Genomic DNA, 24,722 nt, shown 5'->3' with positions numbered 1-24,722 from the left:
GTGGGTCGCGAGGGCGCGCAGGTGCTGCAGGTTCGTCATGGCCGTCGGGTCGTCCGCCGGGCGGAGGTTCAGCGTCACGCACCGATGGGCGGGGGTCGTGCGCAAGGACTCGTACAGCTCGGGGACACGCACGTGCGGCAGCACGGAGGTGAACCACGAGCCCGGGCCGAGGATCACCCAGTCGGCCTGCTGGATCGCCTCGACGGCCTCGGGGCAGGCGGGCGGACGCTCGGGCTTGAGCCGGATGGCCAGGACCTCGCCTCGGGCGCTCGCGACGGCCGACTGCCCCTTGACGATGGTCTCGACACCGCCGAGGAGGATGTCGGCCTCGATCTCGAGGGGGCTCTGCGACATCGGCAGCACACGCCCTCGCGCGCCGAGGAGCCGCCCCACCCAGTCGAGCCCGGCGACGGGATCACCGAGCAGCTCCCACAGCGCGACGATGAGCAGGTTGCCCACCGCGTGCTGGTCGAGCGGGCCCTGGGAGTGGAAGCGGTGCTGGAGCACGTCGCGCCAGGTGTGACCCCAGTCGGTGTCGTCGCACAGGGCCGCGAGGGCCATCCTCAGGTCCCCTGGTGGGAGGACGTCGAGCTCCGAGCGGAGCCGGCCGGAGGAGCCTCCGTCGTCGGCGACCGTCACGACGGCGGTGATCCGGTCGGTCATCAGGCGGAGTGCTCGCAGGCTCGCCGAGAGCCCGTGCCCGCCGCCCATGGCGACGACGGCCGGCCCACGACGGCGGTGCGAGGACTCCCCCGGCGACCGCGCAGCGGTGGTGGCGGGACGTTCCGGGGTGCGTCCCTCACTCACGCCCGAGGTCACGGTGGGTCACCACCACACGGCGACCCTGGGCCCGCAGCGCGGCGGCGATCGCCTCGGAGAGGGCGACCGAGCGGTGCTTGCCGCCCGTGCACCCGATCGCGAGCGTCGCGTAGCGCTTGTCCTCGTGCTCGTAGCCGGCGAGGACCGGCTCGAGCAGCGCGAGGTACCGGTCGACGAAGAGCTGGGCACCGGGGAGCCCGAGGACGTAGTCGCGGACGGGCTCGTCACGGCCGGTGAGGTGCCGCAGCTCGGTGATCCAGTACGGGTTCGCCAGGAAGCGCACGTCGGAGACGCTGTCCGCATCGAGCGGGAGCCCGTACTTGAAGCCGAAGCTCACGACGGTCAGCCGCATCTCGTCCTCGGTGCCCGAGGCGACGGCCGCCCGGACCTCACGCGCGAGGTCGTGCACGTTGAGCTCGGTCGTGTCGATGAGCACGTCGGTGCGTCGTCGCACGCCCTCGAACATGACCCGCTCGTCCGCGATGCCGTCCAGGATCCGTCGACCGTCCTGCAAGGGGTGCGGTCGCCGCACGGTCTCGAAACGACGCACGAGGACCTCGTCGGAGGCGTCGACGAAGAGCACGCGGAAGTCCAGGCCGGCCTCGCGCAGCGAGTCGAGCACGCCCACCAGGTCGGCGGAGAGCCGGCGGCCCCGCACGTCGACGACCGCGGCCAGCCGGTGCACCCCGCCGGGACCCGAGGACAGCATCCCCGCGAGCTGCGGGAGGAGCTGTGCCGGGAGGTTGTCCACGACGTACCAGCCGAGGTCCTCGAGCACAGCGGCCGCTCGGCTGCGGCCGGCACCGGACATGCCGGTGACGACGAGGAGCTCGGGGTTCTCCCCTCGAGGGCTGGCGGTGGCCGCCTCCAGCGCCGGGATCCCCGACGGGACGGTGGTGGCAGGAGGTTCGGTCATGGCCCCAGCATGCCAGGCGCGGCGGGAGGAACGCTCAGGGTGTCCCGAGGGTGGCCAGGACCGCCTCGGCCGTCGCCGGGCCGATGCCCTGGACCTCCGTGAGCTCCTCGACGGTCGCGGCGCGCAGCGCGGCCACCGAGCCGAAGTGGGCCAGCAGGGCCGCCGCCCTCGTCGGGCCGAGGCCGGGGACGTCGTCGAGCGCCGACCGGGTCATCGCCGCGCCGCGACGCGCCCTGTGGTGCTTGATCGCGAAGCGGTGGGCCTCGTCGCGCACGCGTTGCAGCAGGTAGAGGCCCTGCGAGGAGCGCTGCAGGATGACCGGGTGGTCGTCGTCCGGGAGCCAGACCTCCTCGAGCCGCTTCGCCAGGCCGCAGAGCGCGACGTCCGTCACCCCGAGATCGGCAAGGGCGCGCGCAGCGGCCGCGACCTGAGGTGGGCCCCCGTCGACCACGACGAGCTGCGGAGCGTAGGCGAAGCGCCGGCCTGCGGCTGCCTGGGCCGCGAGGTCCTCGTCGGGGTCGACGGGTCCGGAGACCTGCACGGCGCCGACGGTCGGGTCGGCCGCGGGATCCGCGCCGTCACGCTCGGCCAGGTGCCGCCGGAAGCGTCGGGTGATGACCTCGTACATCGCTGCGGTGTCGTCCCGTGCGCCGGCACCGTCCTCGCCCCGGATGACGAACTGCCGGTACTCGGACTTGCGTGCGACGCCGTCCTCGAAGACGACCATCGACCCGACCTGGTGGGTGCCCTGGGTGGTGGAGATGTCGTAGCACTCGATGCGCAGCGGCGCGGACGCCAGCCCCAGCGCCTCCTGGAGGTCCTCCAGCGCCTGGCCCCGGGTGGTCAGGTCGCCCGCTCGACGGGTGCGGTGCAGAGCGAGCGCCTGCTCGGCGTTGCGTCGCACCGTCTCGGCCAGGTCCTTCTTCGCCCCGCGCTGCGGGACGCGCACCTGGACCCGGCTCCCCCGCAGGCCTCCGAGCCACGCCGTGACCTGCTCGACGTCGGCGGGCAGCACCGGGACGAGCACCTCCCGGGGCACCGCGCTGCTTGCCTCGACGGCGCGTTCGGGGCGCCTGGCTCCGCCGGAGGCCTTCTCCGGGTCGACCACCGCGCCGTCGCCGTAGACCTGCTGGAGCAGGTGCTCGACGAGCTCGGCGTCGGTCACGTCCTCGACCTTCTCCACGACCCAGCCGCGCTGACCGCGGATGCGCCCGCCGCGGACGTGGAAGACCTGGACCGCCGCCTCGAGCTCGTCTCCCGCCAGGGCGAAGACGTCGGCGTCCGTGCCGTCGTCGAGCACGACGGCGTTCTTCTCGGTGGCCCGTTGGAGCGCACCGAGGTCGTCGCGGAGCTTGGCCGCGAGCTCGAACTCCAGGTTCTCCGACGCCATCCGCATCTGCTTCTCGACCCGCCGCACGAAGCGTCCGGTGTCCCCCGCCATGAAGTCGCAGAACTCCTCGGCGATCACACGGTGCTGATCGGGCGAGACGCGGCCGACGCACGGGGCGGAGCACTTGTCGATGTAGCCGAGCAAGCAGGGGCGGCCCGTGCGTTCCGCGCGCCGGAAGACCCCCGTCGTGCACGTCCGGACCGGGAACACCCGAAGCAGCAGGTCGACGGTCTCGCGGATCGCCCAGGCATGCCCGTAGGGGCCGAAGTAGCGCGTCCCCGGCCGTTTGGCCCCCCGCATCACCTGGACGCGCGGGAACTCCTCGCCGAGGGTCACCGCCAGGTAGGGGTAGGACTTGTCGTCGCGGTACTTGACGTTGAACCTCGGGTCGAACTCCTTGATCCACGAGTACTCCAGGCTGAGCGCCTCGACCTCGGTTCCCACCACCGTCCACTCGACGCTGCACGCCGTGGTGACCATCTGGGCCGTGCGCGGGTGCAGGGCGGTGATGTCCTGGAAGTAGCTGGCCAGGCGGGACCGCAGGCTCTTGGCCTTGCCGACGTAGATCACGCGACGCTCCGCGTCCCGGAACCGGTACACCCCTGGCTGGTCGGGGATCTCCCCTGGACGAGGGCGGTAGCTCGCCGGATCAGCCATGCGCCGAGCCTAGGACAGAGCACCGTCACCGGCGTCCGCGTGACCGTTGGCGTGCCGGACCCGGCGGCCCGCGCCGGTGCTCGGTACGGTGAGACATGGGAATCCTGCACAGCTACCGCGCGGCGGTGACCTGGACGGGTGCCGGCACCGCAGGCACCGCGAGCTACACCTCCTACAGCCGGGACCACGAGATCGTCCTGGCAGGGAAACCCCCGCTCCTCGGCTCGGCCGACCCGGCGTTCCGCGGTGACCCCACGCGGTACAACCCCGAGGAGCTGCTCGTCGCAGCGCTCTCCCAGTGCCACCTCCTGTGGTTCCTGCACCTGGCGGCGAACGCGGGGGTCGTCGTCCTCGGCTATCACGACGACGCCTCGGGGACGATGCGGGTCGCAGCGGCCGGCGCGGGTCAGTTCACCGAGGTCGTGCTCCGCCCGCAGCTCACCGTCCAGGGCGAGGTGAGCGAGCAGAGCATCGCCGAGCTGCACGCCAGGGCCGGCGAGCACTGCTTCATCACCCGCTCCGTGAACTTCCCCGTGCGCGTGGAGCAGGGCACGATCTCGCGGGTCTGAGCGGAGCGCGGCCGCACCTACCCGGCCCGCCTCCGGCGGGCCGTCGTGCAGCGCACCGTCTGGCGGAGCGTGAAGGCGCCGGAGCCGTCCGCGAACGGCTCGACGCGCGATGCGACCTGCTCGAGGACCGCGGGGCGCCGATCCTCGGGCACGGCGAGCCAGTGGCTGCGCTGACCGTGCGACCAGGTCCACTCGCGCCACTGCTCGACACCGGTGAATCGCACGTGAAGGTCATGGCTCATGGTCTGCACCTCGACGAAGCCGCTGTCCACGAGCAGTGCGGCGACGCCCTCGTCCGAGGCGAATGCGCCCCGCGAGCCGCTCGTCCTGGCGTCGAGCAGCTCCGGCGGCAGGTACGGGGTGAACACGTCGTCCAGCTCCGACCAGCGGCGGTCCCTGCCCGCGAAGGTCGAGATCCCGACCCGGCCCCCTGGCACGAGCAGCTGCCGCCACGCACGCAGGGCTGCGCCGGGGTCCGGCAGGAAGAAGAGCACGAGGGACGCGACAGCGAGGTCGTAGCGACCCTCGGGTAGGGCGGGCGCCGAGGCGTCACCGACGAGCAGCTCCACCCCGGCGAGCCCACGCGCGGCGACGGTCCGGCGCGTCTCCTCGACCATGCGTGGGGACAGGTCGAGGCCCGTGACGTGCCCGCCCGGTGCGACCCCTGCGGCCAGGGGCCAGAGCGCCGCCCCCCGACCCGTCCCCAGGTCGAGCGCCCGCTCCCCCGGTCGCGGCGCGAGACAGGACACCAGGGCACCGGCGATCGGACCGAACCACGGCACCGCCACGGAGTCGTAGGTCTCGGCGACGAGATCGAACAGCGCGCGGACACGATCGGTCCTCGCCGCGTTCTCGGCGGGGCACATGCGCTCAGCGTGCGCCTCCCGGTACCCGCAGCGGAAGGGCCCACCACCGTCGGGCGCCGCTCAGGCGCTCACGGTGACGACCTCCGGCTCGAGGACCTCGGCGAGGAAGGTGCCGGTGTGGCTCCCGGGCACCGCAGCCACCTGCTCCGGGGTCCCCTCGGCGACGACCATCCCGCCACCGGACCCGCCCTCGGGCCCGAGGTCGATCACCCAGTCCGCGTTCTTGATCACGTCGAGGTTGTGCTCGATGACGATGACCGAGTTCCCCTTGTCCACGAGGGACTGGAGGACCCCGAGCAGCTTGCGGATGTCCTCGAAGTGCAGACCGGTGGTCGGCTCGTCCAGGACGTACACCGTCCGTCCGGTGGAGCGCCGCTGCAGCTCGCTCGCGAGCTTGACGCGCTGCGCCTCACCGCCCGAGAGGGTCGGGGCGGGCTGCCCGAGACGGACGTAGCCGAGACCGACGCTGACCAACGTGGTCAGGTGGCGGGCGATGGCCGGGACCGCGCTGAAGAACTCCGCTGCTTCCTCGATCGGCATGTCGAGCACGTCCGCGACCGTCTTGCCCTTGAAGTGCACCTCGAGCGTCTCGCGGTTGTACCGCGCCCCGTGGCACACCTCGCACGGCACGTAGACGTCCGGGAGGAAGTTCATCTCGATCTTGATCGTTCCGTCACCGTTGCAGGCGTCGCAGCGCCCGCCCTTGACGTTGAACGAGAAGCGGCCCGGCATGTACCCGCGGACCTTGGCCTCGGTGGTCTCCGCGAAGAGCTTGCGGACGTGGTCCCAGACGCCGGTGTAGGTGGCCGGGTTCGACCGGGGCGTGCGCCCGATGGGGCCCTGGTCGACGTGCACGACCTTGTCGAGGTGCTCCAGCCCGGTCACCCGGGTGTGCCGGCCGGGGACCTGACGGGCGCCGTTGAGCTCGTTGGCGAGCACCGTGTAGAGGATCGAGTTGACCAGGGTCGACTTCCCCGAGCCGGAGACGCCGGTCACGGCCGTGAGCGTCCCGAGCGGGATGTCGACGTCGATCCCGCGCAGGTTGTGCTCGCGCGCGCCGACGACGGTGATCTGCCGCTTCGGGTCCACGGGGCGGCGGGTCGCCGGCATCGGGATGCTGCGCCGTCCGGACAGGTAGGCGCCGGTGACCGACTCGGGGGCCGCGAGAAGACCGGCGAGATCTCCCGAGTGGACGACCCTCCCGCCGTGCTCCCCTGCTCCCGGACCGATGTCGACGATCCAGTCCGCCGTCCGGATGGTGTCCTCGTCGTGCTCGACGACGATCAGGGTGTTCCCGAGGTCGCGCAGCCGCGTCAGCGTCTCGATGAGCCGACGGTTGTCGCGCTGGTGCAGCCCGATGGAGGGCTCGTCGAGCACGTAGAGGACCCCCACGAGTCCTGAACCGATCTGCGTGGCGAGCCGAATCCGCTGCGCCTCACCACCCGAGAGGGTGCCCGCCGGACGTTCGAGGGACAGGTAGTCCAGGCCGACGTCGAGAAGGAAGCCGAGCCGCGCGTTGATCTCCTTGAGCACCTGGGCCGCGATCGCCTGCTCGCGGACCCCGAGCGTCAGACCGGTGAGGAAGGTCCTCGCCTCGTTGAGCGGCATCCGGCACAGGTCGGCGATCGACAGGTCACCGACCCGCACCGCGAGGACCTCCGGCTTGAGCCGCGCCCCGTGGCAGACCGGGCACGGCACCTCCCGCATGAAGGCCTCGTACTTCTCCTTCGACCAGTCCGAGTCGGTCTCCGCGTGACGTCGCTCGATGAAGGTGACGACCCCCTCGAAGCCCGTGGAGTACTGCCTCTCCCGTCCCCACCGGTTCTTGTACCGGACGTGGACCTTGTGGTCCTCGCCGAAGAGGATCGCCTGCTGCGCCCGCGCGGGGAGCGCGCGCCACGGCACGTCCATCCGGAAGCCGAGGTCGTCGGCGAGGGCCGTGAGGACCCGCTGGAAGTACTCCGAGGAGGTCTGGGCCCACGGGGCCACGGCGCCACCCTCGAGGGTCGCCTCCTCGTCGGGGATCACCAGGTCCGGGTCCACCTCGAGCCGGCTGCCGATCCCCGTGCACTCCGGGCAGGCGCCGTACGGAGCGTTGAAGGAGAAGGTGCGCGGCTCGATCTCGTCGAGGGTCAGCTCGTGGTCGTTCGGGCAGGCCCGGTGCTCGGAGAAGCGGCGCTCGCGTGCCGGGTCGTCCTTGTCGGCGTCGACCATCTCCACGACGAGCAGTCCGCCGGCCAGCCCGAGCGCCGTCTCGACCGAGTCCGTCAGGCGGCGGCGCACGCCCTCCTTCGAGACCAGCCGGTCCACGACGACCTCGATCGTGTGCTTGAGCTTCTTCTCCAGGGCGGGGACCTCGGTGAGCGCGACGACGGCGCCGTCCACCCGGGCGCGGGCGAACCCCTTCGTCTGGAGCTCGGCGAAGAGGTCGGCGTACTCACCCTTGCGCCCGCGCACCACGGGGGCGAGCACCTGGTACCGGGTGCCGGCCGGCAGCTCCAGCAGGCGGTCGACGATCTGCTGCGGGGTCTGCCTGCTCACCTGCTCGCCGCAGACCGGGCAGTGCTGGGTCCCCGCACGGGCGTACAGCAGGCGGAGGTAGTCGTAGACCTCCGTGATGGTGCCCACCGTCGACCGGGGGTTGCGGTTCGTCGACTTCTGGTCGATCGAGACGGCAGGTGACAGGCCCTCGATGAAGTCGACGTCCGGCTTGTCCATCTGGCCGAGGAACTGCCGGGCGTAGGCCGAGAGCGACTCGACGTAGCGGCGCTGGCCCTCGGCGAAGATCGTGTCGAAGGCGAGCGAGGACTTGCCCGAGCCGCTCAGACCGGTGAAGACGATGAGGCTGTCGCGCGGGAGGTCGAGGTCGACCCCGCGCAGGTTGTGTTCACGGGCACCTTGGACGCGCAGACGGTCGTTCACCGGGACATCGTAGGTGGGAGGTCCGACAGTCACGACCGGGGTCCGGTCCGATCGCCCGGCTCCCGGCGGGACCGGGCATGATCTGCCCATGCGCACCTTCGTGATCGAGTACCGCTATGACGACCAGGACCTGGCCCGTGCCGAGGTCCGCCCCGAGCACCGGGCCTTCCTGCGCTCGTTGCTCGACGCGGGAACGCTGATCGCCAGCGGTCCGTTCGACGGCGACACCGGAGCCCTGCTCCTGGTCCGCGCCGAGTCGCAGGACGCCGTGGCGGACCTGTTCGACACGGACCCGTTCCACCGGGCAGGCCTGGTGGCCGAGCGCACCGTCCGGGGCTGGGAGCCCGTCCTGCACACCTGGGCCGACTGATCGGCGCGGTGCTCAGTCCTCGGATCGCTCCGACTCCGCGGGGCTGGTCCGTGCGTCGGAGCGCGTCTTGATCAGGCTGGCGACGGTCGCGACCGTGAGGGTCCCCAGGATGACCGTCAGCGACAGCCAGATGGGGATCTCCGGGGCCCACTCGACGTGCTGCCCGCCGTTGATGAACGGCAGCTCGTTCGTGTGCAGGGCCTCGAGGATCAGCTTGACCCCGATGAAGCCCAGGATCACCGAGAGCCCCTCGGAGAGGTACACGAGACGCTTGAGCAGCCCGCCGAGCAGGAAGTACAGCTGACGCAGCCCGAGCAGCGCGAAGGCATTCGTCGTGAAGACGATGTAGGGCTCCTTGGTCAGGCCGAAGATCGCCGGGATCGAGTCGAGCGCGAAGAGCACGTCCGTCGTGCCGATCGTGATCATGACGATGAGCATCGGGGTGACCAGACGTCGCCCGCCCTGGACGACCGTGAGCCGGTCCTCGTGGTAGACGGTGGTCGACGGCAGCACACGACGCACCACGCGCATGATCGGGTTCTCGTGGAAGTCCGCGGAGGACTCGCTGTCGTGGTCCTCCTGCGCGAGCTTGACCGCCGTGTAGATGAGGAACGCGCCGAAGAGGTAGAACACCCAGGAGAACTGGGCGATCGCGGCCGCGCCCGCCCAGATGAAGAGCCCCCGCAGGATCAACGCGATCGCGACCCCGACCAGCAGCACCTTCTGCTGGTGGATCCGCGGCACGGCGAAGCGGGTCATGATGATGAGGAAGACGAAGAGGTTGTCCACCGAGAGGCTCTTCTCGGTGATGTAGCCCGCGAAGTACTCGCCGCCGTGGCTCGTTCCCCAGACCGCCGTCAGGCCGATGCCGAAGATGATCGCCAGGGCGATGTACACCCCCGACCAGATCGCCGACTCACGGAACGTGGGCTCGTGCGGGGTGCGCACGTGGGCGTAGAAGTCGAAGACGATCAGGCCTGCGGTGGCCGCGATCGTGACGGCCCAGACCCAGGTTTCGACGGGCATTGCTGTACCTCCGGTACGGACGGTGATGTACCGGAGGTCTCCTCCACCCGACCCGAGACGCTGGGCAGGTCAGTGGCACCGGGACGGCGACGACGGCGTCCGTGATGACGGCACCACTGCGATGGGAGTACTCCCCTCCGACGGGACAGCGTACTCGCCTCAGGAGGCGGCCCTGCCCGTACCGGCTCAGATCACGCAGAAGACGTTGCCCTCGGGGTCCTCCATGACGACCCAGTAGCCCTCCACGGGCTCGTCGACGACCCGGACACGGGTCGCCCCGGCCTCCCGCAGGCGCTCGGCGTGGGCCAGGACGGCGTCATGACCCGGGCGCTCTCCGGTGCCGTCCCACCCGGGCACGGCGACGTCGAGGTGCAGGCGGTTCTTGGCGGTCTTCGGCTCGGGGACACGCTGGAAGAACACCCGGGGGCCGATCCCGTCGGGGTCGACGATCGCGTAGAAGTCCTCCCGTTGCTCGGGGGGCACTCCCCAGGCCTCGAGCGCCTCCGGCCAGCTGGTGTGCGGCGGCGGCGGCGCCTCCTCGACGTACCCGAGGGCGACGATCCAGAACTGACCGAGCGTCCGCGGCTCGGCGGCGTCGAAGGTCAACGAGACTCGGCGGTCCATCCGGGCATCCCCTTCCTCGAGGCTCGTCCCCGAGCCATCCCCGAGGTACCTCGAGCGGCACCCCACGTCGGTTGTCGGCAGCGGCCGCTGATCAGGCGCGGCCGAGCGGGTCAGGCGGTCGCCGCCTGCATGTCGCGCAACTCCTTCTTCAGACCACCGATCTCGTCCCTCAGCCGTGCCGCGAGCTCGAACTGCAGCTCGGCGGCTGCCCCGTGCATCTGGTCGCTGAGCTCCTGGATGAGCTGGGCGAGCTCAGCAGCGGGAGCCCCGGAGAGTCGGCTCGGGCGGCTGGGCTCGGCGGCCCGGCCCGGGACCGGCGCCCCGCCCCGTCCCGGCTTGCGGTAGCCGCCCTCCAAGAGCTCGGCGGTGTCGATGTCCTCCCGGGCGAGCATGTCGGTGACATCACTGATCCGCTTGCGCAGGGGCGTCGGGTCGATGCCGTGCTCGAGGTTGTAGGCCACCTGCTTCTCACGCCGGCGGCTCGTCTCGTCGATCGCCATGGCCATCGCTGGCGTCACCGTGTCCGCGTACATGTGCACCTCGCCCGAGACGTTGCGGGCGGCGCGGCCGATGGTCTGGATCAACGAGGTGCCCGAACGCAGGAAGCCCTGCTTGTCCGCGTCGAGGATGCTCACCAGGGACACCTCGGGAAGGTCGAGGCCCTCGCGCAGGAGGTTGATCCCCACCAGCACGTCGAACTGCCCCATTCGGAGCTCGCGCAGCAGCTCGATGCGCCGGAGGGTGTCGACCTCGGAGTGCAGGTACTGCACCCGCACCCCGCGCTCGACGAGGTAGTCGGTGAGGTCCTCGGACATCTTCTTGGTCAGGGTGGTCACGAGGACGCGCTCGTTGCGGTCCGCCCGCGCGCGGATCTCGGCCAGCAGGTCGTCGATCTGGCCGGTCGTCGGCTTGACGACGACCTGCGGGTCCACGAGTCCGGTCGGCCGGATGATCTGCTCGACGACACCGTCGGACTGCGCGAGCTCGTAGCTGCCGGGCGTGGCCGAGAGGTAGACCGTCTGCCCGATCCGCTCGACGAACTCCTCCCAGCGCAGCGGACGGTTGTCCATCGCGCTCGGCAGCCGGAAGCCGTGGTCCACCAGGGACCTCTTGCGGGACATGTCGCCCTCGAACATCGCCCCGATCTGCGGGACCGTGACATGGGACTCGTCGATGACGAGCAGGAAGTCCTCAGGGAAGTAGTCGAGCAAGGTGTGGGGCGGGCTGCCGGCCTCGCGCCCGTCGATGTGCCGCGAGTAGTTCTCGATCCCCGCGCAGCTGCCGACCTGGCGCATCATCTCGATGTCGTAGGTCGTCCGCATGCGCAGCCGCTGCGCCTCCAGGAGCTTCCCCTGCCGCTCGAGCACGTCCAGGCGCTCGGCGAGCTCGGCCTCGATCGTGGAGATCGCCTTCTCCATCCGCTCCGGTCCGGCGACGTAGTGCGTGGCGGGGAAGAGGAACATGTCCTGCTCCGCACGGACGGTGTCGCCGGTCAGCGGGTGCAGCGTGGTGATGGCCTCGATCTCGTCGCCGAAGAACTCGATCCGGATCGCGAGCTCCTCGTACACGGGGATGATCTCGACGGTGTCACCGCGGACCCGGAAGGTCCCCCGGCTGAACGCCATGTCGTTGCGCGTGTACTGCATCGTGACGAACTTGCGCAGCAGGTCGTCCCGATCGACCTGGTCCCCCACCGAGAGCCGGACCATCCGATCCACGTACTCCTGCGGGGTACCCAGGCCGTAGATGCACGAGACGGAGGCGACCACGACGACGTCGCGCCTGGTCAGCAGCGAGTTGGTCGCCGAGTGCCGCAGCCGCTCGACCTCCTCGTTGATCGAGGAGTCCTTCTCGATGTAGGTGTCCGACTGCGCGATGTACGCCTCCGGCTGGTAGTAGTCGTAGTACGAGACGAAGTACTCGACGGCGTTGTTCGGCAGCAGCTCGCGGAACTCCGTGGCGAGCTGGGCGGCGAGGGTCTTGTTGGGCGCCATCACGAGGGTCGGCCGCTGCAGCTTCTCGATGAGCCACGCCGTGGTCGCCGACTTCCCGGTGCCCGTCGCACCGAGCAGGACGACGTCCTTCTCCCCCGCCTGGATGCGGCCGGAGAGCTCGGCGATGGCTGTCGGCTGGTCACCCGAGGGCGTGTACTCCGAGATGACCTCGAACGGCGCGACCCGGCGCTGAAGGTCGGTGACTGGACGCATGGCGTCCACGGTACGGCCCACCACCGACACCCGCCGACCCGGCTCAGTGCACGGCACCACCGGTGACGCGCAGGTCCTCGCGGACGGCGAGGGAGGTCCGCGCGATGATCACCAGCCCCGCGGCGATGGTCTCCAGAGGCAGGGTCGGGACGGCCGACCGCGCCGTCTCGACGGCCTGCGGGACGTGCACGAAGCCACCGCGCACGACGGCGTCGTGCCGGAGGGCGTGCAGCAGCCGGTAGAAGACCGCGTTGCACACGTAGGTCCCGGCGGTGTTCGACACCTCGGCGGGGATGTCGTGGGCGTCGAGCGCCGCCACGCAGGCCTTGATGGGCAGCCGGGAGAGGTACGCCATCGGACCACCCGCGACCACGGGCTCGTCGACCGGGGCCCAGCCGCTCGCGTCGGGGATGCGCGCGTCGAGCACGTTCAACGCCGCGCGCTCCACACCGATCCGGCTGCGCCCCTCGGCGAGCCCCGCGCAGACGATGACGTCCGGGCGATGCTCCGCGACCGCACGCTCCAGGGCCGGGCCGACCTCGGAGAAGGAGACCGGGAGCTGGGCGGTCGCGAGGACGTCCGGTCCGTCCCAGATCTCTGCCGCCCGACGGACTCCGAGCCAGGAGGCGTTGAGCGCCTGCCCGTCGAACGCGCCGAACCCGGTCAGCAGCACGGTCCTGGTCATCGGCCCTCGTCCCCGGCAGCACGCCAGGCCGCCACCACCTCGTCCACCTGATCGGCGAGCCCCTCCACCGTTCCCGAACCGTCCAGCACCCGGTCCGCGGCCGCGAGCCTCTCCTCATCGTCCGCCTGAGCCGCGAGACGGGCCCAGGCCTCTTCCTGGCTCATCCCGCGCCCGTGCACCAACCGCTCGACGCGCAGCGCCGCCGGGGCGTCGACCACGAGGACCTCGTCGAAGTGCCCGGCCTGCCCGGTCTCCACCAGCAGGGGGATGTCGTGGACGACGACGCGGGCGCCGTCGCGGACCGCCTGCGCCTCCAGCGCACGGGAGGCCGCCTCGACCCTGGGGTGGACGATCCCGTTGAGACGGGCCCGGGCCTCCTGATCGGCGAAGACCCGCGCGGCGAGGGCGGAGCGGTCCAGCGAGCCGTCCTCGGCGAGCACCTGGCTCCCGAATGCCTCCACGATCTCGGCCAGTCCCTCCGTGCCCGGACGGACCACCTCACGGGCCAGCAGGTCGTGGTCGATCACCCTCACGCCGAGGGCGTCCAGCCGCCGCGAGACGACCGACTTCCCGGCCGCGATACCGCCGGTGAGACCGATGCGGAGCACAGCAGTCGCTCGCGAGGTCGTCGGCACGGTACGACCCTAGCGCCGGCACGCCGAAGGGCCGGTCAGCAGCTGACCGGCCCTTCGGGACATGCGGTGCGCCGAGGCGCGTGGGATCAGTTCCCGGTGAGCTTCTCGCGCAGTGCGGCGAGGGCCTCGTCCGACGCGAGGGTGCCGGTGGCCTCCTCCGTCGGGGTCGAGGAGTAGCTGCTCGCCGAGGAGCCGGCCGACGGGGCCGTGCTGGAGGACGAGGAGCTCGCCTCCGGCGCGTTCGCCGCCTCGAGGTCCGCAGCAGCGGCCTCGAGCACCTGCTTCTTGTGCGCCTCCCAGCGCTCGTGGGCGGCCGCGTACTGGGTCTCCCACGTCTCGCGCTGCGACTCGAAGCCCTCGAGCCACTCGTTGGTCTCCGGGTCGAAGCCCTCGGGGTACTTGTAGTTCCCCTTCTCGTCGTACTCGGCAGCCATGCCGTACAGCGCCGGGTCGAAGTCCTCGCTGTGCGGGTCGAGGCCCTCGTTCGCCTGCTTCAGCGAGAGCGAGATCCGACGACGCTCGAGGTCGATGTCGATGACCTTGACGAAGGTGTCGTCACCGACGTTGACGACCTGCTCGGGCAGCTCGACGTGGCGGACCGCCAGCTCGGAGATGTGCACGAGGCCCTCGATGCCGTCCTCGACGCGGACGAACGCGCCGAACGGGACGAGCTTGGTGACCTTGCCGGGCACGACCTGACCGATGGCGTGCGTCCGGGCGAAGGCCTGCCACGGGTCCTCCTGCGTCGCCTTGAGCGACAGGGAGACGCGCTCGCGGTCGAAGTCCACGTCGAGGACCTCGACGGTGACCTCCTGTCCGACCTCGACGACCTCGTTCGGGTGGTCGATGTGCTTCCAGGACAGCTCGGAGACGTGCACGAGGCCGTCCACGCCACCCAGGTCGACGAACGCACCGAAGTTGACGATCGAGGAGACCACACCGGGGCGCACCTGGCCCTTCTGCAGGGTCTGCAGGAAGGTGGAGCGGACCTCGGACTGCGTCTGCTCGAGCCAGGCACGACGCGACAGCACCACGTTGTTGCGGTTCTTGTCGAGCTCGATGATCTTCGCCTCGATCTCCTTGCCGACGTACGGCTGGAGGTCGCGCACGCGACGCATCTCGACGAGCGAGGCGGGGAGGAAGCCGCGGAGGCCGATGTCGAGGATGAGTCCACCCTTGACGACCTCGATGACGGTGCCGGTGACGACGCCGTCCTCTTCCTTGATCTTCTCGATCGTGCCCCAGGCGCGCTCGTACTGGGCGCGCTTCTTCGACAGGATCAGACGGCCTTCCTTGTCCTCCTTCTGGAGGACGAGGGCCTCGACGACGTCGCCGACGGTCACGACCTCATCGGGGTCGACGTCGTGCTTGATCGAGAGCTCGCGCGAGGGGATGACACCCTCGGTCTTGTAGCCGATGTCCAGCAGGACCTCGTCGCGGTCGACCTTGACGATGGTGCCTTCGACGATGTCGCCGTCGTTGAAGTACTTGATGGTCGCGTCGATCGCGGCGAGGAAGTCCTCACTCGAGCCGATGTCGTTGATGGCGACCTGGGGCGCAGCCGTCTTTGCCGGGGTGGTGATGGTCATTGAGTTTCGAGCTCCGATGCGGACAGGGAATAGTTCGGACAGGGAGTGGCGGGCAGGCCACAAGGGCCGAAGCACACCGCCGACCATCCTATGCGTGCGGCTCAGCCCCGGTCAAAGACCACCCTCCGGCCGGTCTCCTGCAACCATGGCGCAGTCGTGCCGACCAGGGAGGACCCATGACCACATCGCCTGCCGCTGCGGGATTCCACCCGGTCGACGACGCCGCGGGCGGAGGCGCCGCGCGGGCCTGGTGGGACGAGAACGCGGCCGAGTACCTCGCCGAGCACGGGGAGTTCCTCGGCCCGGCCGACTTCTGCTGGTGCCCGGAGGACCTGCGCGAGGCGGACGCGCGACTGCTCGGCCCCGTCGAGGGGCGCGACGTCCTCGAGGTGGGCGCCGGCGCCGCTCAGTGCAGCAGGTGGCTCGTCACCCAGGGCGCGCGGGCCGTCGCGACCGATGTCTCCGCCGGGATGCTGGCTGCGGGCGACGTCATGGACGAGCGCGCGCAGGTGTCCGTTCCGAAGGTGCAGGCCGATGCGCGCGCGCTCCCCTTCGCTGACGGCTCGTTCGACACGGCGTTCACGGCGTTCGGCGCGCTGCCGTTCCTCCCGGATGCCGCGGCCGTCCACCGCGAGGTCGCCCGGGTGCTGCGTCGCGGCGGCCGGTGGGTCTTCGCCGTCACCCATCCCTTGCGCTGGGCCTTCCCTGACGATCCGAGCAGCCACGGGCTGACCGCGATCCGCTCGTACTTCGACCGGACGCCCTATGTGGAGACGGCCGAGGACGGCTCCGTGCTCTACGCCGAGTACCACCGGACCCTCGGCGATCACGTCGCCGAGCTGAGCGGTGCGGGCTTCGTCCTGGAGCGCCTCGTCGAGCCGGAGTGGCCGGCCTCCCACGAGCGCACCTGGGGCGGCTGGGGACCGGTCCGCGGCGCGATCCTGCCCGGGACGGCGATCTTCGTCTGCCGGCTCGGCGCGGGCGTCCGCGGTCAGTGACCTGCCTCGTGCCAGGACGCCCCGGTCCCGACCTGCACGTCGAGCGGGACGGCGAGCTCGGCGGCACCGCCCATCTCCGTCCGGACGAGGGCCTCGACCTGCTCGCGCTCGCCGGGGGCCACCTCCAGGACGAGCTCGTCGTGCACCTGGAGCAGCATCCGTGAGGCGAGTCCTGCCTCGCGCAGGCGCGTCTCGACCCCGAGCATCGCGACCTTCACCAGGTCGGCGGCGCTGCCCTGGATGGGCGCGTTGAGTGCCATCCGCTCGGCGATCTCCCGTCGCTGCCGGTTGTCGGAGGTCAGGTCCGGCAGGTAGCGGCGACGACCGAGGATCGTGGCGGTGTACCCCGTCCGCCGGGCCTCGTCGACGACACCGGCGAGGTAGTCGCGCACGCCGCCGAAGCGGGCGAAGTAGTCCTCCATGAGGGCTGCCGCCTCACCCACCGGGATCGAGAGCTGCTTGGAGAGCCCGAAGGAGGACAAGCCGTAGGCGAGTCCGTAGGACATCGCCTTCACCTTGGCGCGCATGGCGGGGCTGACCTCGTCGGTCGGGACGGAGAACACCCGGGACCCGACGTAGGCATGCAGGTCCTCACCCGAGCGGAAGGCCTCGATCAGGCCCTCGTCGCCGGAGAGGTGGGCCATGATCCGCATCTCGATCTGGCTGTAATCGGCCGTGAGCAGGGTCTCGTACCCGTCCCCCACCACGAAGGCCCTGCGGATCCGCCGGCCCTCCTCCGTGCGGATCGGGATGTTCTGCAGGTTCGGGTCGGTGGACGAGAGCCGTCCCGTGGCGGCGATCGTCTGCTGGAAGGTCGTGTGGATCCGGCCGTCGGCCGCGACCGCACGCAGCAGCCCCTCGACCGTCTGCTTGAGCCGCACGGCGTCCCGGTGCGCGAGCAGGTGGGAGAGGAAGGGGTGCTCGGTCCGCTCGAAGAGGTCCGCCAGCGCCGCGGCGTCCGTCGTCCACCCCGTCTTGATCTTCTTCGTGTGCGGCATCCCCAGCTGGTCGAACAGCACCTCCTGGAGCTGCTTGGGCGAGCCGAGGTTCACCTCACGGCCGATGACCGCGTACGCCTCGCTCGCCGCAGTGGACATCGCGGACCCGAAGGACCGCTCGAGCGCGGTGAGCTCCTCGACGTCCGCAGCGATCCCGGCCCGCTCCATCGCCGCGAGCACGGCGACGAGCGGGAGCTCGACGTCGTCGAGCAGCGGCCGGGCCTCCCTGTCGTCGAGCTCAGCGGAGAGAGCCTCCTGCAGCTCGAGAACAGCGGCGGCACGCATCCCGGCGCGACGGTTCGCGCCACCGGCCTCGAGATCGAGGTCGAGGGCGCCCTGAGCGCCGTCGTCGGCTCCGTCGTCGACCCGGAGCTCGCGGTGCAGGTGGCGGATCGCCAGGTCCCCCAGGTCGAAGCCACGCTGGTCGGGATGGCACAGGTAGGCGGCCAGCTCGGTGTCGAAGACGACACCGTCGAGCTCCAGGCCACGTCCGGCGAGGGCGTGCCGCGCCGCCTTGGACCCGTGCACGAGCTTGGGCGCCGTGGGGTCGGCGAGCCAGGAGGCCAGCGCGGACTCGTCGGCGGGGTCGACCTCTGTGAGGTCGAGCGTCAGCGCCCGGGCCCCGTCGGCCGCGAGGGCGAGCCCCCACGCGTCGCCACCGGCGGGTGCGCCGCGACCCTCGACGTCCAGAGCGACAGGCACGCCGGCGTGTGCGGAGAGCCAGCCGGCGAGCGTGCCGGGCACGAGCGCTGCCACCTCGAGCTCGAAGCCCGGCTGTTCGCCCGGCTCCTCGCCGACCATCGCGAAGAGCCGTTCGCGCAGGACCCGGAACTCCAGCGCGTCGAAGACGCGGTGCATCGCCTCGCGGTCCCAGGCCCGCACTGCGAGGTCACCCACCTCGACGGGCAGCTCGACGTCGAGCAGCGGAGCGTTGAGCTCCCGGTTCAGGCGCACCTGGTCGAGGTGCTCGCGCAGGCTCTCCCCCGCCTTGCCCGGGACGGAGGCCGCCGAGCTGAGGATGCCCTCGAGTCCGCCGTACTGCCCGATCCACTTCGCTGCGGTCTTCGGGCCGACCCCCGGTACCCCCGGCAGGTTGTCGCTCGTCTCCCCGACGAGCGCCGCGACGTCGGGGTACTGCGCCGGTGTCACTCCGTACTTCTCCTGCACGGCCTCGGGGGTGTAGCGCGTGAGCTCGGAGACGCCCTTGCGCGGGTAGAGCAACGTGACGTCCTCGCTGACGAGCTGGATCGCGTCCCGGTCCCCCGAGCACACGAGGACCTCCATGCCCTCACGCACCGCCTCCGCGGTGAGCGTGGCGATGATGTCGTCCGCCTCGATGCCCTGCTTGTCGAGGGCCGTGATGCGCAAGGTCTCCAGGACCTCGCGGATCAACGGCACCTGCCCGGAGAACTCCGCGGGCGAGGCGTCCCTGGTGGCCTTGTACGCGGGGAAGCGCTCGGTGCGGAAGGTCGTCCGTCCGGCATCGAAGGCGACGGCGACATGCGTCGGCCTCTCGTCCCGCAGCAGGTTCGCGAGCATCGAGGTGAACCCGTAGACCGCGTTGGTCGCCGCGCCGGTCGACGTCGAGAAGTTCGCCACGGGCAGGGCGAAGAAGGCTCGGTAGGCCATCGAGTGGCCGTCCACGAGCAGCAGCAGGGGCCGGGGTCGCGCCAGGTCCGTCACGGGTGCCAACCTAGCGGCCATGCCCGACATGACGCCCCACCTGCCCCCGGCCACCGCACCCGACCCGTCGCCGGCCCCTGCCGTCCCGGCCTCCGTCACGGACTCGCTCCCGGGGACCTTGATGGAACGCATGGGGATCGAGATCGTCGAGGCCTCCGCCGAGCGCGTCGTCGGGACGATGCCCGTGGCGGGCAACACTCAGCCCTACGGGCTGCTGCACGGAGGGGCGAGCGTCGTGCTGGCCGAGACGCTCGGCTCGTTCGGCGCGATGCTGCACGCCGGCGAAGGGCGGATCGCCGTCGGGCTGGAGATCAACGCCTCGCACCACCGGGCCGCGCGCGAGGGTGTGGTCACCGGTACCGCGACCGCTCTGCACCGGGGCGCGACGACGGCGGCCTACGAGGTCGTCGTCGTCGACTCCCGCGGAGCCCGGATCTGCACCGCACGGTTGACCTGCGTGCTCATGGCGGACCGCGCATCGGGCTGAGCCTCGCCGAGCGTCGGCACGATGACCGGGACCTCGCCCGTCGTGCCGCGCGTCTGGCGGCGCCACGCGATGAGGTCGTCCAGGTGACGGGGCCCGACCCGACGCGGCGCGCGCGAGGTGTCCTGCGTCAGCCGGCGTTGCAGGGCCGTGAGGGTGGACACCCGGTGCGCGGCGGCGGCCTGGAAGCCCAGCCGTACGAAGAAGCGCTGCATCCCCCTGGCCCCGGGGATGGGTGCCGCGTAGACGTGGACGGCTCCCGCCTCGGCGGCCGTCTGGGTCGCTCCCACCATGAGCGCGTGACCGACACCGCGCCGGCGCTGCGACGGAACGACGTACACGGCCTCGACGGCGAGGTGCATCTCGTCCGTGAACGGATTGGGTCCGACGAGTCGCCCCAGGAGGAGGCCGACGGCCTGCCCGTCTGCCCTGGCGACGAGCACGATCCCGCCGGGGACGGAGGCGAGGGCACCGAGCTGCTGAGCGAGGACGTCACGGTGCGGCGAGCAGACCTGGGGGCCGACGGACGACTCCTCGCGTGCCGTCAGACACAGCTGCGCGAGCTCGTCGAGATCGGCCGGGCACGCGGCCGCCACCTCTACTGGACGCACGGCCGACTCCTTCCGACCAGGACGGTGCACTCTGTCGTGGGGGGCGACAGCGACCGTGTGACGAAAACATAACGGTCACCGGGCCGTCGTGGAAGTCACCGGGACGATCACTCGATCATCGGGCAGGCCCAGGTCGCCGCGGCGTGTCGGCGCCGTCACCTGTTGGCAGAGGGCTGCCGTTCTGGGAAGGTAGGCCCCCGACCGACTCCTGTCCGGTAGATGGACGAAACCCGTTCGACACACGGAATGCCTAGGGTCTCGACAACCCGGTGGACAGGTACTCCGGGACGGCCGCGCAGCGTCGCGTGGCCGACGTACCGCGCGAGAGCGCTCATCACGACGGAGGCCCCAGTGCAGCGCACGGCTCCCCCTGTCCGGACCCCATCCCTCCTGACGCACCTGCGCCGGACGCTCGTCGCGGGCCTGGTCGCCCTCGCCGCGATCCTGGTCGGCAGCCTGCCTGCCGGCGCAGCGGAGGGTCCGTGCGTGGCGAGCCCCTCGAACGGCTGCATCACCGGCACCATCCGTACCGCCGCCGGCGACCCAGCGGTGGGCGTCAGCCTCACCATCGAGGGTGAGGGCGAGGTCCTGACCACGGTCACCGGCGACGACGGGACCTGGTCGGTCTCCGTCTCGCAGTCGGGGGACTTCGCCGTCACCGTCGACCCGGAGACGCTCCCGGAGGGCGAGACGCTGCGCGACCCGGACGCGAACCCGCGCACGGTGAGCGTGGCCCTCGGATCGACCAGGGCGGCACTCTTCCCGCTCGGCACGCCGTCCGGCGGGACGGGGACCGACGGCTCCGCGTCGCCCTCGCCGACCGACAGCGAGCTGGAGGCGCCGGCCACACCCGCCGGGAGCACGTCGAAGGTCGCCCAGCAGGCGGTGAACGGGCTGATCTTCGGCCTCCTCCTCGCCCTCGCCTCCGTCGGCCTGTCCCTCCTGTACGGGACGACCGGGCTGTCGAACTTCGCCCACGGTGAGCAGGTGACCCTCGGCGCGATCCTCGCCTACGTCGGGACCCAGATCATCGGCCTGCCGCTGATCCCCGCCGCGATCCTGGCGATCCTCGCCGGAGCCGCGTCAGGGTGGGTCCAGGACGCCGGGATCTGGCACCACCTGCGCCGCAGGCGCATCGGCAACACGCAGCAGATGATCGTGACGATCGGCCTGTCGATGGTGCTGCAGTACAGCTACCAGTTCTTCTTCGGCGGTGGTCGACTCCGCATCGTCATCGCCAACCCCGTCCCCGTCCAGATCGGGCCGGTGATCGTCTCCGAGCAGTCGCTCATCTCCGGGGTGATCGCCGTCATCACGCTGATCGGGGTGGCCTACTTCCTCACCGCGACGCGCACCGGCCGCGCCACGCGAGCCGTGTCCGACAACGCCGCCCTCGCCTCGGCGAGCGGTATCGGCGTCGAACGGATCATCCGGTTGGTGTGGACCCTCGGTGCCGGCCTCGCTGCCCTCGGTGGTGTGCTCATCGCGCTCTACTTCAACTCGACCAGCTGGAACATGGGCGGAACGATCCTGCTCCTCATGTTCGCCGCGGTGACCCTCGGCGGTCTCGGCACCGCCTACGGGGCGCTCGCGGGATCGATCATCATCGGCCTCGTCGCCGAGATGTCGAGCCTGGTCATCCCCTCCGACATGCGCTACGCCGGCGCGCTGCTCATCCTCATCTTCGTCCTGCTCGTGCGGCCCCAGGGGATCCTGGGCCGCGCGGAGCGGATCGGCTGAAGGAGCCCCCCATGGACTGGTCACGCATTCTCACCAATGTCGTCGGAGAGGCCTTCGCGCCCACCACGGCCGCCTACGCCCTGGCGGCGATCGGCCTGAACATCCACTTCGGCCTCACCGGCCTGCTCAACATGGGCCAGGCGGGCTTCATGCTCCTCGGCGCCTACGGCTTCGCGATCACGGCGACGGCAGGCTGGCCGCTGTGGGCCTCGCTGCTGACGGCCCTGGCCGCGGCAGCCCTGTTCGGGCTGATCCTGGGTGTGCCCACCCTGAAGCTGCGCGGGGACTACCTCGCGATCGTGACCATCGCCGCTGCGGAGATCGTCCGCCTCGTCGGCCGATCCACCTCCCTCACCTGGCTCACCGGTGGGAACGCGGGGATCGCCGGTGACGGCTTCAAGGAGTCCTTCCAGGCGACCTCGCCGCTCGGGGACGGTCGCACGCAGATCGGCCCGTTCGAGTACTCGAACTCCCTGTCGAACAGCTGGTGGGTCCGGATCGTCGCCTGGGTCCTGGTGGCACTCGCCCTCTACCTCGTGTGGCGCTGGACCCGCAGCCCCTGGGGCCGCGTGCTCAAGGGCGTGCGTGAGGACGAGGACGCCCTGCGTTCCCTCGGCAAGAACGTGTACTCGTACAAGATGCAGGCCCTCGTGCTCGGTGGCCTCTTCGGCGCCCTCGCCGGGATCATCTACGCACTCCCACGTGCCGTCCAACCCGACTCCATGGGCCGCCCGATGACGTTCTACGTCTGGACGATCCTGCTGCTCGGTGGCGCGGCGACCGTCTTCGGGCCCGTGCTCGGCTCGATCCTGCTGTGGACGATCCTCATGTTCGTCACGAGCTTCCTGCGGGAGATCGTCCCCGACACGGTCCTGCGCACCGAGCAGATCGCCATGCTGGGCTGGGTCCTGGTCGGCCTGACGCTCATGCTCCTGGTGATCTTCCGACCACAAGGCATCCTCGGCGACAAGAAGGAGCTGTCGATCAATGCCCACTGACCCGATCACGCTCTCCCCCGCCGACGCCCTCAAGGACGTCCCGCACCGCCCGGGCGCGCCCAAGCCCGACCCGATCGTCATCGCCGACGGCGTCGTCCGTCGTTTCGGGGGCATGACGGCGGTCGACGTCGAGCACCTGGAGATCCAGCGCGGTGTCATCACCGCGCTCATCGGCCCCAACGGTGCGGGGAAGACCACGCTCTTCAACCTGCTCACCGGTTTCGACCAGCCGAGCGCAGGGACGTGGTCCTTCGAGAAGAAGTCGCTCTCGGGCGTCTCCGCTGCCCGCGTGGCCCGGTCCGGGATGGTCCGCACCTTCCAGCTGACCAAGGCCCTCAACCGCATGACGGTGATCGAGAACATGCGACTGGGGGCGGTGGACCAGCCCGGGGAGAACATCCTGCGGGCCCTGGTCCCCGCGATGTGGAGCCGCCGCGAGAAGGAGATCACCGCGCAGGCGGAGGAGCTCCTCGCGCGCTTCAAGCTGCTGGAGAAGAAGGACGACTTCGCCGGGAGCCTGTCCGGTGGTCAGCGCAAGCTGCTCGAGATGGCGCGCGCACTGATGACCCGACCGACGATGATCATGCTCGACGAGCCGATGGCCGGGGTGAACCCCGCGCTGACGCAGTCGCTGCTCGGGCACATCCAGGCGCTCCGCGACGAGGGCATGACGGTGCTGTTCGTCGAGCACGACATGCACATGGTCCGTCACATCTCGGACTGGGTGGTCGTCATGGCCGAGGGCCGCAACGTGGCCGAGGGGCCGCCGAGCACCGTCATGAACGACCCGGCCGTGATCGACGCCTACCTGGGCGCCCATCACGACACCGATCTCGGGGACGACTCCCTCCTCGACATGCCCGACGCCGTCGAGAGCTCGGCCGATGCCACGACGACCGGCACCGCCGGCACCGAGGAGGACCGATGACCGCTCCCGCTCACGCCACGCGCCCCGCACCCACCGGGGAGCCGCTCCTGCGCGCCGACACCCTCGTCGCGGGGTACCTCCCGGGGGTCAACATCCTCAACGGCTGCGACCTCGACCTCTACGAGGGCGAGCTGATCGGCATCATCGGGCCCAACGGTGCCGGGAAGTCGACGCTGCTCAAGGCCCTGTTCGGCCTCGTCGACATCCGCTCAGGCTCGGTCACGCTGCACGGCGAGGACGTCACGAACCACCGGGCCGACAGCCTGGTGCGTCGAGGCGTGGGCTTCGTGCCGCAGAACAACAACGTCTTCCCGTCGTTGACCATCGAGGAGAACCTCCAGATGGGCTCGTTCCAGGCCCACAAGACGTTCTCCGAGCGCTTCGACGAGGTCGTGGAGATCTTCCCGACGCTCGGGGACCGCCGCAAGCAGCGTGCGGGCTCGCTCTCGGGCGGTGAACGCCAGATGGTCGCGATGGCCAGGGCGCTGATGATGCGCCCGTCGGTGCTGCTGCTCGACGAGCCCTCGGCCGGCCTGTCCCCCGTCCGCCAGGACGAGGCCTTCCTGCGCACGCGCCGGATCAACAAGGCCGGCGTCTCGATCATCATCGTCGAGCAGAACGCGCGAAGGGCCCTGCAGATCTGCGACCGCGGCTACGTCCTCGACCAGGGCACCAACGCCTACTCCGGGCCGGGCCGCGAGCTGATGAACGACCCGAAGGTGATCGAGCTCTACCTGGGCACGCTCGCCACCGACGTCGAAGCCGCCGAGAAGGACGCGGCCTCGAAGGAGGACTGAGCCGCTCGACGCGGACGGGGGTACCACCGACGGGTGGTACCCCCGTTCTCGTGCGCCCGGGCCCGTGCCGGCCCTCGTGCGCGGTCGCGTACCGGGCCTCGTGCGCACGGCACGCCCGCTCCTCCCCGACCTGGCCCGGGCCACCGCTACCACCCGCCGGCGGGTAGCTGCCCCGGGCGGCATCGTCTCCACTCGCCGGGGCTCCGGCCG

Annotated in this window: 21 protein-coding genes; 8 read left to right on the top strand and 13 right to left on the bottom strand. The window is 70.9% G+C overall.

Features of this window, described 5'->3' with window-relative positions:
* The 3 genes from yvcK to uvrC all read right to left on the bottom strand — a co-directional run.
* A partial coding sequence (yvcK, locus tag ABWK99_RS02520; protein ID WP_372593118.1) for a uridine diphosphate-N-acetylglucosamine-binding protein YvcK occupies positions 1 to 711 on the bottom strand: 711 nt, incomplete at its 3' end.
* A gap of 88 nt (positions 712 to 799) precedes the next feature.
* Entirely contained in the window at positions 800 to 1,735 is a 936-nt protein-coding gene (gene rapZ / locus ABWK99_RS02515) for an RNase adapter RapZ (protein ID WP_372593116.1), read from the bottom strand.
* 34 nt (positions 1,736 to 1,769) lie between these two features.
* Positions 1,770 to 3,782 carry an excinuclease ABC subunit UvrC gene (uvrC, locus tag ABWK99_RS02510; RefSeq protein ID WP_372593115.1) on the bottom strand — a complete coding sequence of 671 codons (2,013 nt, stop codon included), beginning with the start codon at positions 3,780 to 3,782 and terminating at the stop codon, positions 1,770 to 1,772.
* A 95-nt stretch (positions 3,783 to 3,877) separates the two neighbouring features.
* On the opposite strand from uvrC, the gene ABWK99_RS02505 reads away from it, so the two are divergent.
* Positions 3,878 to 4,351 (top strand): OsmC family protein, encoded by a 474-nt coding sequence (locus tag ABWK99_RS02505; protein ID WP_372593114.1) that lies wholly within the window; start codon positions 3,878 to 3,880, stop codon positions 4,349 to 4,351.
* A gap of 17 nt (positions 4,352 to 4,368) precedes the next feature.
* On the opposite strand, the gene ABWK99_RS02500 is transcribed toward ABWK99_RS02505, so the two are convergent.
* Positions 4,369 to 5,217, bottom strand: a complete 849-nt coding sequence (locus ABWK99_RS02500; RefSeq protein WP_372593113.1) for a class I SAM-dependent methyltransferase — start codon at positions 5,215 to 5,217, stop codon at positions 4,369 to 4,371.
* A 60-nt stretch (positions 5,218 to 5,277) separates the two neighbouring features.
* Positions 5,278 to 8,139, bottom strand: a complete 2,862-nt coding sequence (gene uvrA, locus ABWK99_RS02495; protein WP_372593112.1) for an excinuclease ABC subunit UvrA — start codon at positions 8,137 to 8,139, stop codon at positions 5,278 to 5,280.
* 88 nt (positions 8,140 to 8,227) lie between these two features.
* Between uvrA and ABWK99_RS02490 the strand changes: the two genes are divergently transcribed.
* Positions 8,228 to 8,509, top strand: a complete 282-nt coding sequence (locus ABWK99_RS02490; RefSeq protein ID WP_372593111.1) for a YciI family protein — start codon at positions 8,228 to 8,230, stop codon at positions 8,507 to 8,509.
* A 12-nt stretch (positions 8,510 to 8,521) separates the two neighbouring features.
* On the opposite strand, the gene ABWK99_RS02485 is transcribed toward ABWK99_RS02490, so the two are convergent.
* The 6 genes from ABWK99_RS02485 to rpsA form a co-directional block, all read right to left on the bottom strand.
* Entirely contained in the window at positions 8,522 to 9,535 is a 1,014-nt protein-coding gene (locus ABWK99_RS02485) for a TerC family protein (RefSeq protein WP_372593110.1), read from the bottom strand.
* Positions 9,536 to 9,721: 186 nt separating this feature from the next.
* A complete protein-coding gene (locus ABWK99_RS02480) occupies positions 9,722 to 10,159 on the bottom strand; it encodes a VOC family protein (protein ID WP_372593109.1) in 438 nt (145 codons plus the stop codon).
* A 110-nt stretch (positions 10,160 to 10,269) separates the two neighbouring features.
* Positions 10,270 to 12,366, bottom strand: a complete 2,097-nt coding sequence (gene uvrB / locus ABWK99_RS02475; RefSeq protein ID WP_372593108.1) for an excinuclease ABC subunit UvrB — start codon at positions 12,364 to 12,366, stop codon at positions 10,270 to 10,272.
* 43 nt (positions 12,367 to 12,409) lie between these two features.
* Positions 12,410 to 13,051 (bottom strand): pyroglutamyl-peptidase I, encoded by a 642-nt coding sequence (locus ABWK99_RS02470; RefSeq protein WP_372593107.1) that lies wholly within the window; start codon positions 13,049 to 13,051, stop codon positions 12,410 to 12,412.
* Positions 13,048 to 13,659, bottom strand: a complete 612-nt coding sequence (gene coaE, locus ABWK99_RS02465; protein ID WP_372593117.1) for a dephospho-CoA kinase — start codon at positions 13,657 to 13,659, stop codon at positions 13,048 to 13,050. The genes ABWK99_RS02470 and coaE overlap by 4 nt, the downstream gene beginning before the upstream one ends.
* 113 nt (positions 13,660 to 13,772) lie before the next feature.
* The gene (gene rpsA, locus ABWK99_RS02460) at positions 13,773 to 15,275 is read right to left on the bottom strand and encodes a 30S ribosomal protein S1 (RefSeq protein WP_372593106.1); all 1,503 of its coding nucleotides are present in this window, start codon (positions 15,273 to 15,275) and stop codon (positions 13,773 to 13,775) included.
* A 176-nt stretch (positions 15,276 to 15,451) separates the two neighbouring features.
* Between rpsA and ABWK99_RS02455 the strand changes: the two genes are divergently transcribed.
* Positions 15,452 to 16,273: a class I SAM-dependent methyltransferase gene (locus ABWK99_RS02455; protein WP_372593105.1), complete on the top strand. Its 822-nt coding sequence runs from the start codon at positions 15,452 to 15,454 to the stop codon at positions 16,271 to 16,273.
* On the opposite strand, the gene polA is transcribed toward ABWK99_RS02455, so the two are convergent.
* The gene (gene polA, locus ABWK99_RS02450) at positions 16,267 to 18,975 is read right to left on the bottom strand and encodes a DNA polymerase I (RefSeq protein WP_372593104.1); all 2,709 of its coding nucleotides are present in this window, start codon (positions 18,973 to 18,975) and stop codon (positions 16,267 to 16,269) included. The two genes, ABWK99_RS02455 and polA, sit on opposite strands and share 7 nt — an antisense overlap.
* On the opposite strand from polA, the gene ABWK99_RS02445 reads away from it, so the two are divergent.
* Positions 18,974 to 19,441 (top strand): PaaI family thioesterase, encoded by a 468-nt coding sequence (locus ABWK99_RS02445; protein WP_372593103.1) that lies wholly within the window; start codon positions 18,974 to 18,976, stop codon positions 19,439 to 19,441. The two genes, polA and ABWK99_RS02445, sit on opposite strands and share 2 nt — an antisense overlap.
* Here ABWK99_RS02445 and ABWK99_RS02440 read toward each other — a convergent pair.
* Positions 19,351 to 20,049, bottom strand: a complete 699-nt coding sequence (locus ABWK99_RS02440; RefSeq protein ID WP_372593102.1) for an N-acetyltransferase family protein — start codon at positions 20,047 to 20,049, stop codon at positions 19,351 to 19,353. The genes ABWK99_RS02445 and ABWK99_RS02440 overlap by 91 nt on opposite strands.
* 351 nt (positions 20,050 to 20,400) lie before the next feature.
* Between ABWK99_RS02440 and ABWK99_RS02435 the strand changes: the two genes are divergently transcribed.
* Genes ABWK99_RS02435 through ABWK99_RS02420 form a run of 4 tightly spaced genes read left to right on the top strand, consistent with a single transcriptional unit; the run spans position 20,401 to position 24,512 of the window.
* Positions 20,401 to 21,789, top strand: coding sequence for a branched-chain amino acid ABC transporter permease (locus ABWK99_RS02435; protein ID WP_372593101.1), 1,389 nt, complete (start codon positions 20,401 to 20,403; stop codon positions 21,787 to 21,789).
* Between the two features lie 11 nt (positions 21,790 to 21,800).
* Positions 21,801 to 22,787, top strand: coding sequence for a branched-chain amino acid ABC transporter permease (locus ABWK99_RS02430; RefSeq protein ID WP_372593100.1), 987 nt, complete (start codon positions 21,801 to 21,803; stop codon positions 22,785 to 22,787).
* Entirely contained in the window at positions 22,777 to 23,715 is a 939-nt protein-coding gene (locus tag ABWK99_RS02425) for an ABC transporter ATP-binding protein (RefSeq protein WP_372593099.1), read from the top strand. The genes ABWK99_RS02430 and ABWK99_RS02425 overlap by 11 nt, the downstream gene beginning before the upstream one ends.
* On the top strand, positions 23,712 to 24,512 hold the full coding sequence (locus tag ABWK99_RS02420; RefSeq protein WP_372593098.1) for an ABC transporter ATP-binding protein: 801 nt from the start codon (positions 23,712 to 23,714) through the stop codon (positions 24,510 to 24,512). The genes ABWK99_RS02425 and ABWK99_RS02420 overlap by 4 nt, the downstream gene beginning before the upstream one ends.
* The last annotated feature ends 210 nt before the right edge of the window (positions 24,513 to 24,722 follow it).

Source organism: Actinotalea sp., assembly GCF_041597215.1.
Classification (GTDB): domain Bacteria; phylum Actinomycetota; class Actinomycetes; order Actinomycetales; family Cellulomonadaceae; genus Actinotalea.
Note: the sequence above shows the minus strand (reverse complement) of the source record. Positions and strands in the feature narration are given on the sequence as shown.